Annotated in this window: 11 protein-coding genes; 9 read left to right on the top strand and 2 right to left on the bottom strand. The window is 59.9% G+C overall.

What is annotated here, in order from left to right:
• Positions 1-25 precede the first annotated feature (25 nt).
• The 6 genes from pgsA to QFX07_RS06290 all read left to right on the top strand — a co-directional run bounded on the left by pgsA (position 26) and on the right by QFX07_RS06290 (position 6,056).
• Positions 26-673 carry a CDP-diacylglycerol--glycerol-3-phosphate 3-phosphatidyltransferase gene (gene pgsA, locus QFX07_RS06315; RefSeq protein WP_279754385.1) on the top strand — a complete coding sequence of 216 codons (648 nt, stop codon included), beginning with the start codon at positions 26-28 and terminating at the stop codon, positions 671-673.
• A 105-nt stretch (positions 674-778) separates the two neighbouring features.
• Positions 779-1,351 carry a CinA family protein gene (locus tag QFX07_RS06310; RefSeq protein ID WP_279754386.1) on the top strand — a complete coding sequence of 191 codons (573 nt, stop codon included), beginning with the start codon at positions 779-781 and terminating at the stop codon, positions 1,349-1,351.
• A 298-nt stretch (positions 1,352-1,649) separates the two neighbouring features.
• Positions 1,650-2,057, top strand: coding sequence for a helix-turn-helix domain-containing protein (locus QFX07_RS06305; protein WP_005507109.1), 408 nt, complete (start codon positions 1,650-1,652; stop codon positions 2,055-2,057).
• A 144-nt stretch (positions 2,058-2,201) separates the two neighbouring features.
• A complete protein-coding gene (locus QFX07_RS06300; protein ID WP_459741156.1) occupies positions 2,202-2,423 on the top strand; it encodes a DUF3046 domain-containing protein in 222 nt (73 codons plus the stop codon).
• 403 nt (positions 2,424-2,826) lie between these two features.
• The gene (gene recA, locus QFX07_RS06295) at positions 2,827-3,933 is read left to right on the top strand and encodes a recombinase RecA (RefSeq protein WP_279742153.1); all 1,107 of its coding nucleotides are present in this window, start codon (positions 2,827-2,829) and stop codon (positions 3,931-3,933) included.
• Between the two features lie 224 nt (positions 3,934-4,157).
• Positions 4,158-6,056, top strand: coding sequence for a RecX family transcriptional regulator (locus QFX07_RS06290; RefSeq protein WP_279754388.1), 1,899 nt, complete (start codon positions 4,158-4,160; stop codon positions 6,054-6,056).
• Between the two features lie 154 nt (positions 6,057-6,210).
• Here the strand turns inward: QFX07_RS06290 and QFX07_RS06285 are convergent, their stop codons facing one another.
• Complete coding sequence (locus tag QFX07_RS06285; RefSeq protein ID WP_279754389.1) at positions 6,211-7,596, bottom strand: hemin ABC transporter substrate-binding protein; 1,386 nt, start codon at positions 7,594-7,596, stop codon at positions 6,211-6,213.
• Positions 7,597-7,631: 35 nt separating this feature from the next.
• Between QFX07_RS06285 and miaB the strand changes: the two genes are divergently transcribed.
• The 3 genes from miaB to dapF all read left to right on the top strand — a co-directional run bounded on the left by miaB (position 7,632) and on the right by dapF (position 11,183).
• Positions 7,632-9,146, top strand: coding sequence for a tRNA (N6-isopentenyl adenosine(37)-C2)-methylthiotransferase MiaB (gene miaB, locus QFX07_RS06280; protein ID WP_279754390.1), 1,515 nt, complete (start codon positions 7,632-7,634; stop codon positions 9,144-9,146).
• Positions 9,147-9,230: 84 nt separating this feature from the next.
• On the top strand, positions 9,231-10,151 hold the full coding sequence (gene miaA / locus QFX07_RS06275) for a tRNA (adenosine(37)-N6)-dimethylallyltransferase MiaA (RefSeq protein ID WP_459741155.1): 921 nt from the start codon (positions 9,231-9,233) through the stop codon (positions 10,149-10,151).
• Between the two features lie 96 nt (positions 10,152-10,247).
• Complete coding sequence (dapF, locus tag QFX07_RS06270) at positions 10,248-11,183, top strand: diaminopimelate epimerase (RefSeq protein ID WP_279754393.1); 936 nt, start codon at positions 10,248-10,250, stop codon at positions 11,181-11,183.
• A gap of 124 nt (positions 11,184-11,307) precedes the next feature.
• Here the strand turns inward: dapF and QFX07_RS06265 are convergent, their stop codons facing one another.
• Positions 11,308-11,931, bottom strand: coding sequence for a class I SAM-dependent methyltransferase (locus QFX07_RS06265; RefSeq protein WP_279755188.1), 624 nt, complete (start codon positions 11,929-11,931; stop codon positions 11,308-11,310).
• Between the last annotated feature and the right edge of the window lie 130 nt (positions 11,932-12,061).

Here is a 12,061-nt window from a genome sequence, read left to right as displayed (position 1 = left end):
AGCGATCTACCCGTAAGGAGCTGTTATGAGTGAAGCTCGCAATTCCGCACCCGCAGGTGCGGTCAGCGCAGCGAAGCCTTCGAACTGGAATGTGCCGAATGTGTTGACGGTTCTGCGTATTATTGCGGTTCCTTTCTTCATTGTTGCCCTGGTTACGGGTGGTACTTTTGGTGCCGCAGATTCGATGCACCGCTGGTTGGCGTGGATTATTTTCATTCTTGCCATGCTCACGGACTGGGCGGACGGCTATCTGGCGCGCTCGCGTAATCTGATTACGAGCTTCGGCAAGATTGCTGACCCGATTGCCGATAAGTTCCTCACCGGCGCGGCGTTTATTGTGCTGTCGACGCTGGGTGAGCTGTGGTGGTGGGTCACGATTGTGATTCTGCTGCGCGAGTGGGGCATTACAATCATGCGTCTGTTCATCATTAAGTACGGTGTGATGGCCGCTAGCAAGGGCGGCAAGATTAAGACCGTGCTACAGACGGTGGCGCTGGTGCTGATGCTTCTGCCGCTGGGTCAGCTGGGTCTTGGGTGGCTGATTCCTGGTTGGATTCTGATGGGCGCGGTCACTGCGATTACCGTGTGGACCGGCCTGGTGTATGTGCGTGATGCGTATATTTTGCGTCGTAACTGGTTGCAGGCTCAGGCCTCCCAGGGCGGCGGTCATTAGAGGCGAGGGGGGAGTGGCGTGTGCTGCTCCCCTTCGTTGTACCTGCGGTGCGTTGTGTGCCGCGTGAGGTTTTGGTCGGCGGTTCGCCGCTGAAAGGAGAGAATAATGGTTCCCCTCATACTTGAAGATGCTCCGTCCCTTGAGCCTGCTGAGGTTTTCTCCGGTACCCCGGAGGCGGCGGCTCTGCTGCTCCGTGATGCGGTGCGGTTGCGTGCCTCCCAGGAGGGGCCGGTGCTGGTGGCAACGGCTGAGTCGCTGACCGGCGGGGATGTGGGCGGCGCGATTTGTACGGTGCCGGGCGCATCCGCGTATTACCGTGGCGGAGTGATTTCCTATGCCTACGAGGTGAAGGCTCAGGTGTTGGGTGTGGATGCTCAGCTGCTGGCGCGTGAGGGGGCGGTGCATCCTGCGGTGGCGGTGCAGATGGCGGTCGGTGCGGCGCGTGTGTGCGGTGCTGATTATGCGGTGTCGACCACGGGTGTTGCCGGTCCTGATCCTGCGGATGGTCAGCCGGTGGGTACGGTCTATATTGGGGTGCGTTCCCCGGGTGGTTCTGAGGTGTTTGAGCGGCACTATTCGGGGGATCGGGCGCAGATTCGTGAGGCGGCGAGCGCGGATGCGATTGCTCTGCTGGCGCGTGCGGTGCGCGGTGGTGCTGGTGGGGGTTCTGGAGAATGAGCTGGCGTAGCGACTCGGCTAGACTGTGCTGTGCTGTGCTGTGTGGCGCCTGGAATGGCTGTGTAATCATCTGTGCAGCGCCTACCTGAGAAAAAATTTTACGGTTCAAATATATTCACAGGGTTCTTTCAGCTCTGCAGGAATAAAGGCATAGGTTCGTCTGTTTGAATAGATACAAGCCGTAAGAAGAAGACGAAAGTGGCGGGGCACCTAGCTCACGCTCCAAAAATCAGTTAGGCTTATTCTGTACAGTCCCGCGCGTCGGGAATACCTACTCAGGAAAGTGATATAGAAGCTCATGGCTAAGCAGCGTGTATCGATTAATGGCATTACTAAGTGGAAGGAAATCGAGGAGACCCCCCGACAGGTCGCCCCGGTCGTTGAGGAAGCTAAGGTTGTTCCCCTGCGACAGGCAATCGGTGAGGTTCTTCGCGATGTTCGCCAGCGTCAGGGTCGCACCCTGCGCGAGGTTTCCCAGCGTGCCCGTGTTTCCCTCGGTTACCTGAGCGAAGTTGAGCGCGGTCAGAAGGAAGCTTCCTCCGAACTGCTGGCATGGATTTGCCAGGCTCTGGACATTCCGATGTCCCAGATGTTGCGTGAGGTTGCCGACCGTATGGCAGTTCTCGAGGGTGTTCAGATTCCGGATACTGTTCCGGCTGAGATGTCTGAGCAGTACAAGAGCGATTACTACATTCTCTCGAAGTAACGCAAGGCGGCACATGCCGCGCTAAATGTGAAGCGATGCCGTGCATCCCCGTAAGGTGGTGTGCGGCATCGCTTATTCTCAGTTTATTCTCGGGCGATGTGACGAATTATGAAGCAAACTAGCGGTGAAGAGGAAGGAGCGCTTGTGAAGCTGAGCGAATTTTGGGTGTGCATGGAGTATGAGTTCGGTGCCGGGTATGCTCCGGTGCTGGCGCGTGACTTGGTGCTGGGGTCGTTGGGGCATGTGACCGCTGCGGAGGCGCTGGATCAGGGCGTTAGCCCGAAGGATGTGTGGCTTGCGATTTGTGAGGAGCAGGAGATTCCGCAGGAACGCCGCCTGGGTCCCGATAAGGAGCCGTTGCGCTAGGTAGTGAGCCTGGCGTGTTCTAGCGCCTGTGCGGTGCCTACCAGCTGTTCCCTGGCAATTGTTCGAGTGCTGGCGCCTGTGCGGGAAGTATTTTCGAATAATTAGCCGAGAATCCGGGTTTTTCGAAAATATATGCCGAAACCCTATCCGATTTATTCGAAACCGGGTCGTAATTTTGTTCGACTCATGCTAGACTTTTCCACATCAGGAATTTTTTGGAAAAGTCTTCAAAGTTTTCCACAGATTTTAAAAAATGGCCTTATCCTGTCAGGCTGTGACCCTAGAGTAGTCTCAGAAGGAACCGGTAGGCCAAAACCTTCAAGGTCTCGATTACGAGTCCCACCGATTCCGAAGAAACATTACTCCCGTCAACCACTGACAACACAAAGAACGAGGTACTACCGTGGCTAAGAATACCAAGTCTCAGAGCGTAGCTCGCGTTCCCGAAGAGGGTCGCGCCAAGGCACTTGAAGCCGTGATGGCACAGATCGATAAGAATTACGGCAAGGGCGCGGTCATGCGCTTGGGTGATAAGGAAATCACCAAGACTGAGGTGATCTCCACCGGCGCTATCGCTCTGGATGCAGCTCTGGGTATTGGCGGCCTGCCCCGTGGCCGCGTCATCGAGATTTACGGTCCCGAGTCCTCTGGTAAGACCACCGTTGCACTGCACGCTGTAGCGAACGTTCAGAAGGCAGGCGGCGTGGCGGCGTTCATCGACGCCGAGCACGCACTGGATCCGATCTACGCGGCTAAGCTGGGTGTGGACATCGACCAGCTGCTGGTCTCTCAGCCCGACACCGGCGAGCAGGCACTGGAAATCATGGACATGCTGGTTGGTTCCGGCGCCGTTGATATCGTGGTCGTCGACTCCGTTGCAGCACTGGTACCCCGCGCCGAAATTGAAGGTGACATGGGTGACTCCCACGTGGGCCTGCAGGCTCGCCTCATGAGCCAGGCTCTGCGTAAGATTACCGGCCGCCTCTCCGCAACCGGCACCACCGCAATCTTCATCAACCAGCTGCGTGAGAAGATTGGTGTCTTCTTCGGCTCTCCCGAAACTACCACCGGTGGTAAGGCACTGAAGTTCTACGCTTCGGTCCGTATCGACATCCGCCGCATTGAGACCCTCAAGGACGGCGCTAACCCGATCGGTAACCGCACCCGCGCCAAGATTGTGAAGAATAAGATGGCTCCGCCCTTCAAGCAGGCTGAGTTCGACATCCTCTACGGTGAGGGCATCTCCGTTGAGGGCGGCATCCTGGACCTGGCAGTGGAGAACGACATCGTCAAGAAGTCCGGCGCATGGTTCACCTACGATGGTGAGCAGCTGGGTCAGGGCCGTGAGAACGTTCGTAAGCTGCTCAAGGACAACCCCGAGCTCACCGAGGAACTGCAGTACAAGGTTCTGGTGAAGCTGGGCATCATTGAGGAAGAAGCTGAAGAGCAGGCAGTTGCTTCTGAATCCGAGGGTAACGACCCGCTGGACGAGCTGGCTGAGGACTTCTAAACCGGCCCGCGTAGCTTCTTGCTAACGCCACGACTGATTGCCGTGTGCTGTGCATTCCGCACGGTGCACGGCAATCTGTCGTTAACGGAGAGTGCTTTAAAGAGAGTATCGGGGGTGCCGAGACAGCGCCTCGTTACAATGGGGGAGCGCCGTATAGTCTGGTGCACGGGTCAACAGTGACCCGTCAATAAACGATCCAATACAGGGCAGAGGAGGAACTGAGCATGACGGAACAGCACGGTCATGAAGAGCACGAGCAAAACAGCGCGCGTGACGACGATGCCGGTTTTGCGGCGCTGGATGGGACCGAACCGCACTTCGGTTCCTCGGCTCTGGAAGGTTCAGCCTTCCAAGACTCTGCATTCTCTGCGTCTGTTTCCTTTGAGACCGCTATTTCCTTTGAACCGGCAGCCCCGCCTGTTGAGGTAGGCGGCTTCGAAGCGCTCAATTTTGAGGCGCCTACCGCCCTGGCGGAGCCCACCCTCAGCTGGGAGGCGCCTCCTGCTGTTACGCTTCCTGCTGTCGGAGAGCCCCCGTATCAGGATGAACCCCCGTACCCTGACGAGCCTCCTTATGAGGTTGAACCTCAGTATCCGGCAGAGCCTAAGTACGTAGGGGAATATTGGGTACCCTCGGAAGAAGTAGCACCTGCAGAAGCGATAGCGGAGACGCTTGGGGGTCAAGAACCCTCACCCCAAAAAACCAAGCCGAAAGCGCGGCAGACTGAAAAGCCTACGCCTAAGAAGAAGCCATCGGCTAGAGAAAACGGACCCAAAAAGTGGGCGCGGAACAGGGCCGCGGATTCGGTAGCTGCTGAGGAGTTCCCGGACTGGCACCCCGCCGCGCACGGCTTTGTTGAAGAAAGCATCGCCCGCGATAACGGCGGCGACTACGCGGGGGAGTTCCGCGTACCCGAGATGCTCCTGAAAGCTGCGCCCGCCAACTTTAAAGATGGCAGTTCCGAAGAAAGTAGCGAGCCCCCGCGTCGTAGCCTGCTCGTTGACCCGAACCTGCCCGCCGTCTCCATTGACGAAGCGCCCGTTCGTGCCTTCACCCCCGGCGGTGCCGAGCCGCGCCCCATGGCGGCTGGCCGTATGAGTCGAGCCGGTGCCGCATCCATCGGGTCAGGGCTCACCGCCGAAGAAAAGGAAGAGATTGAGCGGCAAGCAGCTCAGCGGGATAAGCAGAAGAAACGCAAGTCTTCGCGTGCCTCCAAGAACACAGACTACAAGCGTGGGTTCCGTCGTATGAGCGCGGCGCAGGAAGAGAAAATGCGGAGCCGTTCGCCCTACGCGCCCGCCTTCGGAGCTCGCAGTGACGATGAGGAAACCCGCAAGAGTCCAACCGGCCGCGGCTCGGGGAGCAACCTATTCAGGGAAGGAAGCAGCTTGAACGAAGAACTCACCCCGGCTGAAGAAGCACTCATTCGCGGCATTGCTGAGGAAGAGGCGCAGGGCGTTGGTACCGGAAAGAGCCGTGCCGCTTCGGCGGGTTCCCCAAAGAGCGGTTCTCGAGCTCGGGGCTTCCAACCGGGCGGCTCTCAGATAGGACATGCTTCCTCACCGTCGGAAAGCAACGTGCCTTCCTGGAAGCAGAAGGTGCGTACCGCCCGCGTCGCGGAAGAAACAGACCCCTACACTCGCGCTAAAACCATCGTGTACAATCAGCTGGCGTACTCGGCAAAAACCCGAGGTCAGCTGCGTAAGAAGTTGCAGGCAGAAGGCTTCGAGGCGGAGCTCATTGAGCCGCTGCTCGATAAGTTTGAGGCGGCAAAACTCATTGACGACGCCGAATACGCCCAAATGTTTGTGGCACAGAAGAGCCGCACCAAGAAGCTCTCCCGCGCCGCGCTGCGTCGTGAGCTCGCTGAACGCGGGGTGCGCGGTGAAGAAGCAGAGAACGCACTGGCTCAGCGCACCGACGAGCAGGAACGTGAGGACGCTGCCGAGCTGGTGCATAAGAAGCTGCGCCCCGGTATGGACCTGAGCGACCGTGCCGAAAAGGATAAGGTGACCCGCCGACTACTGGGGATGCTGGCTCGCCGCGGGTACTCCTCCTCGGTGTCGATGTCGGTGATTCGTGAGGAACTTGCCGACTACGGTGCGGATGACGAGCTCTGGTAGTTGGCGGCTCTGGTCTAGGATGAGTAGGTCGCTCCGTCTAAGGCTTCCATCAATGAGTTAAAAGGGTGAGTCCGCTACAGACATACTCTGTAGCGGGCTCACCCTTACGTTTTTGAGCTTTATAAAATGCCTTGTCGAAGGCTATATTCGCTGTTTATTTGACCGCTCCCAGATGGTCCGCGAACTCGGCGAGGGTTGCATCCTGAGAACCAGCGATTTCCAGCAGCAGGCGCATCAGTTGCGCACCCTCACGGCGAATACGAGGTAACAAGCCGGAGCGTGCCGAAGAAGAGTACAGCTCCAACAGGGCGCACACCGTCACCGCCGTGCACACCGCCAAATCCTCCGCCAGGTGCTCATCCAGCGGGGCATCCTCAAAGAGGGCAGAGTACAGCGCCGGCAGCGCCTTCTTGCGATCCACCCGGTAGCGCGGGTACTCCGGCGAGGAGGGGAAGCCCAGCATCGCCTCAACGAAGGGGAAGCCGCGGTGGTGCAGGCAGGTGCCCTCCGCATCGACCATGCGCACCTGCGCGCCGTCCGCCGAACCGATCAGCACGTTCTGCGGCGAAAAATCGCCCGAAGAGAGCATATACACTCTGCCGCGGTTGAGCTTGAACTGCTCGGGTACCGGCGGGCGCTTAGTAAAGAAAGGCTGCAGAACGCGGCGGAAACGGAAGGACAGCTCCTCAACGGCGGTGGGAAGAACGGGCGCGTCCTCATGCGCGGCGGGGCTAGAATCGGGGCTAGAGTCAGCACCGTGCTCGGGGGAGCGCGCCTCATCAGCCACACCGTACAGCTTCTTCAACCCGCGCTCAGCTAAACCCGGCGAGGCAATAGCTCCCGGGAAGTGTACCTTGCGATCGGCACGTGCTAGGTTCAGGCGATATTCCTCCACCGCCTCACCCATAATGCCGCTGGCGGCAAGCGGACGGTACGCCTCAATGTAGTAGTTCAACGCATCCAGCGCCTGCTGTTCGGTGCCCTCCAGCAGGGCGTGGGCGACCGAATACTGCTCGCCCTCAACGGTTCCGGCGCTCACATCCTCCAGCGCCAGCACGCGCAGCTCAGGATCTGCGCCGTAGAGCTGGGGGAACAGACCCGGAACCTGCCGGTTCAGCGCCTCCAAACCGTAGCGCTCACGCAGGTACCCGAAACCGCCCGCGTTCACCGTCGAATCCTTACGGCGGTAACGCTTCACAATAATCGAGGTCGGCAAAGATTGTGTAGACTCGAAAGACTCCGCAGACTCGGCGGCAGGCTCATACGCCACACGCACCACAACGGAACGCATGCCGGTGCCCAGAATCTGCACGCGCTCAACCGTGCGGGCAGCCACCTGCTCCAAAGAATACGCCCAGCTGAGCAACTGCATCAGGGTCTGACGCATCGAAGCAGAATCAGCGCTCGCATGAGGCGGCACGGGGGAGTAGGCGGCAATCGCCTCCTCAATGAGGGTGTTCAGAAGCTCCCCGTCAGGGGCGGGGGCGGAAGAACCGTTCGGAGACAGAGCCGGAAAGTTACTACTAAGGGAAACCTGCATAGAGTCATTATCCCCCATCGGATACCCTATAGGGCATGACTTCGACCCTCAGCGATTCCGCCCAGACCTCCGAAACCAGCCCCCGCACCTACGAAGTGCGCACTTTCGGCTGCCAGATGAACGTGCACGACTCCGAACGAATGTCCGGCCTGCTGGAGGCTAACGGCTACGTTCGCGCTGAGGAAGGCACCCAGCCCGACCTGGTGGTTTTCAATACCTGTGCGGTTCGCGAAAACGCTTCCAACCGCCTGTACGGCAACCTCGGTCAGCTGGCGCCGGTCAAGCGCGCTCACAAGGGCATGCAGATTGCTGTGGGCGGCTGTCTGGCGCAGAAGGACCAGGACGCCATCATTGAGAAGGCACCCTGGGTTGACGTCGTGTTCGGTACTCACAACATTGGCTCCCTGCCGGCGTTGCTGGAGCGCGCCCGCCACAACCACGAGGCGCAGGCAGAACTGCTCGAATCCCTCGAAGTTTTCCCCTCCACCCTGCCCACTAAGCGCGATCACGTGTACTCCGGCTGGGTGTCCATCTCCGTTGGCTGTAATAACACCTGCACCTTCTGTATCGTGCCGTCCCTGCGCGGTAAGGAAAAGGACCGCCGCCCCGGCGACATTCTCGCAGAAGTTAAGGCGTTGGTCGATGACGGCGCTATTGAGGTGACCCTGCTCGGCCAGAATGTAAACTCCTACGGCGTGGAGTTCGGAGACCGCCAGGCATTCTCCAAGCTGCTGCGTGCCTGCGGTGAGATTGAGGGCCTGGAGCGTGTACGCTTCACCTCCCCCCACCCGGCAATGTTCACCGACGACGTGATTGACGCGATGGCGGAGACCCCGAACGTCATGCCCGTGCTGCACATGCCGCTGCAGTCCGGCTCCGACAAGGTGCTCAAGGATATGCGCCGCTCCTACCGTTCCAAGAAGTTCCTGAATATTCTGGACAAGGTGCGTGAGCGCATCCCGAACGCCGTGATTACCACCGATATCATTGTGGGCTTCCCCGGCGAGACGGAAGAGGACTTCCAGGACACTCTGAAGGTTGTGGAGCAGGCTCGTTTCTCCTCCGCATTCACCTTCCAGTACTCGATCCGCCCTGGCACCCCGGCGGCGACCATGGAGAACCAGATTCCGAAGGAGGTCGTGCAGGAACGCTACGAGCGTCTGATTGCCCTGCAGGACCGTATCGCCGGTGAAGAGAACCGCAAGCAGCTCGGTAAGACCGTTGAGCTGATGGTCGTTGCGGAGGCTGGTCGTAAGGCTGACCAGACTCACCGTCTCTCCGGTCGTGGCCCGGACCAGCGCCTCGTGCATTTCTCGGTGCCCGAGGGTTGTGAGATTCCCCGCCCCGGTGACATGGTCACCGTGCCCATTACCGAGGCTGGTTCCTTCCACCTGATTTCTGACCCGACCGCCGAGCAGTACCAGCTGCGCCGCACCCGCGCCGGTGACGCGTGGGACCGCTCCCAGGCTGACTCTTGCGGTACCGGCACCACCCAGGTGCCCGGTACACCGGTGGGCCTGGGCATGCCGACCATCGGTCTGCGCCCCTAAAACCTATAACGAATCATGCGCCCTGTTCTTCGGGCTCTTGCCGCCACCGCAAGTGGGGGTGAGGGAACCGGTAGAATGGGGCGCATGACTATCTCCGAAACTCTGCCCGTTATCGCTATTGTGGGCCCGACCGGCACCGGTAAGAGTGCTCTCGCTATTGAGCTGGCTCTGCGCCTGAACGGTGAGTGCATTAACGCTGACTCTATGCAGTTCTACCGGGGTATGGATATTGGTACCGCGAAGGTCACTGCGGAGGAGATGCGCAGCGTTCCGCACCACCTGCTGGACATTATGGACGTGCGGGATGAGGCATCTGTGGCGGATTTTCAGGAGCGTAGCCGTGAGCTGATTGAGCAGATTCGTGCTCGTGGCCGCTACCCGATTTTGGTGGGTGGTTCCGGCCTGTATGTGCGTGCTGCCCTGGATAAGTTGGAGTTCCCAGGCACGGATGCGCGGGTGCGTGAGCGCCTGGAGGAGCAGGCGCGTACCGAGGGTATTGGTGTTCTGCACTCCCGCCTGGCGGAGGTTGACCCGGAGTCGGCTGCGCGCGTGAAGGATGAGCGCCGCATTATTCGTGCCCTGGAGGTGTTTGAGGTGACGGGTCGCCCGTTCTCGGCGTTCATGCCGGTGCGCGAGTACGTGACGGAGAGTATTCAGATTGGTTTGGATATGGATCGTGCCCTGCTGCATGAGCGTCTGCACCGCCGTGTGGAGCTGATGCACGAGCAGGGTCTGCTCGATGAGATTCGTACCCTGAACGAGCAGGGACTGCAGGAGGGTAAGACTGCTTCCCGCGCGATTGGTTACGCGCAGTTCGCTCGCGCCCTTGAGGATGCGGACTACAGCGTGGAGCAGGCGATTGAGGATACGACCATTGCGACTCGCCAGTTTGCGCGCCGCCAGCTGACCTGGTTCCGTGCGGACCCGCGCGTGCACTGGCTGGATGCGCTCTCACCCACCCTTGTAGATGAGGCGGAAGCCATCATCTGCGAAAGCACCCGATAAGCCACAATAACGAGCTGGAGCCGAGCGGATACCCCTTTGAACCGGTCCGCGCGGTAAAATCATAAACGGATAGGTCACCAACCTTAAGGACAGCATATGAGCGAGAACCCTTCCATCTGGGGCGAGCTGGCAGGCCTGACCCTCACTAAGGGTCACGGCACCGGTAACGATTTCATCTTTCTGACGGACGAGAACGCAGAAATTGCCCTCACCCCCGAGCTGGTAGCCCGCGCCTGCGACCGACACTTCGGCATTGGCGCGGACGGCTTCATTCGTGCTGCCCGCAGCACCGCCTCCCGCGCGAGTCAGAAGCTGCTCGAGGAGCACCCGGACGCTGTCTGGTTCATGGACTACCGCAACGGTGACGGTTCTGTCGCTGAAATGTGCGGCAACGGTGTGCGTGCGTTCGTGGAGTACCTGCGCACTGAGGGCCTGATTGAGCTTGAGGTGGGCGAGACCGTCAAGATTGGTACCCGTGCCGGCGTGAAGACTGTGGCGCGTACCGAAGAGGGCTACGCGATTGATATGGGTCCGTGGAGCTTCATTCACGGTGAGGCTGCCCGCGAGGGTGGCGAGGACTGCCTGGTGTCTGCTCGTGGCCTGAAGACTCCGCGTGCTGGCCTGTCCATTTCGATGGGTAACCCGCACACCGTGGTGATGCTCGGCTCCGATGGTAAGCTGGACGGTCTGGACCTGCACAGCCTGCCTCAAGTGAGCCCCGCCCCGGTCAATGGCACGAACGTTGAGTTTGTGGTGCCGGTCGACCTGGATGTTGAGAGCGGCGCGCATGTGGGTGCTATCCGTATGCGTGTGCACGAACGCGGCGTGGGCGAGACTCTGTCCTGCGGTACCGGCGCGTGTGCGGCTGCTGCTGCGACCCGTTTCTGGGGTGGTGAGGAAGCACCGGATGAGTGGCTGGTGCATGTGCCCGGCGGTACCCTCGCGGTGACTTTCGTGCTGGGCCCGGACGACCTGGAGCATGTTGTTCTGGCTGGCCCGGCGCAGATGGTTGCGACCGTTGTGCTGCGATAGCCTGCAACGATAGCGAGCAGCCCTAGACCAGAGATTTTATAGAGAAAAGCGGCGGGTGTTTTCTGACAATAAATTCAGAAAACACCCGCCGCTTTTACGTTTTTAGCAATGAGCGCGAGAGGTTCTAGTCCTCGTAGCGGTGCACCTGCAGAATACGGAAGCCCTTCGAGGTCGCATAGCGCGACACCTCAAACTCGCCGGGGTGCAGCTCCTCAAGCTGCGCGTCCATCCACTTCTGCAAAGAATCGGAGCCCAGGTTCTTCTGAACCACCAGGTAGGCGTCACCACCGGGTGCCAGGCGCGGCAGCCAGGTCAGCAGGATCTCGTGCAGAACCTCCTTGCCCACGCGAATCGGCGGGTTCGACCAGATGGTGTCAAAACGCAGTTCGGGGTCAACCGATTCGGGGGTTCCCACGGTGACGTTGGACAGGCCGAGAGCGGCGGCGTTGCGTTCGGTCAGGCTAATGGAGCGGGAGTTCACATCCACCGCGTGCACCTGCGCCTGCGGTGCGAGCATCGCCAAAGTCAGGGTGATGGGGCCCCAACCGCAGCCGATGTCGAGCATGCGTTCGCCCTGCGGGTCGGGTGCTTCCTGCAGCAAAATAGCGGTGCCCTTATCAATACCGGAGGGGCTAAAAATGCCGGTAGCTGTAGTGACGGTGACCTTGCGGCCGGCAAGCTCCACCTGCACGGGGCGGGGCTTGAATTCGGTCTCGGGGGTCTCAGAGAAATAATGCTGCTCGCTCATGCTATCCAGTGTACCGGTCGGGCAAGAACCCGCCGCACACGGGCAGAGAATGCACGGGGCGGGTCGGCAGCTTGCACGCCCTCAGCGCACAGGCGACCGAATCCCCTACCTGATGCGGGCAACGGCGGTA

This window comes from Rothia similimucilaginosa, from assembly GCF_029850985.2.
Lineage (GTDB): Bacteria > Actinomycetota > Actinomycetes > Actinomycetales > Micrococcaceae > Rothia.
Note: the sequence above shows the minus strand (reverse complement) of the source record. Positions and strands in the feature narration are given on the sequence as shown.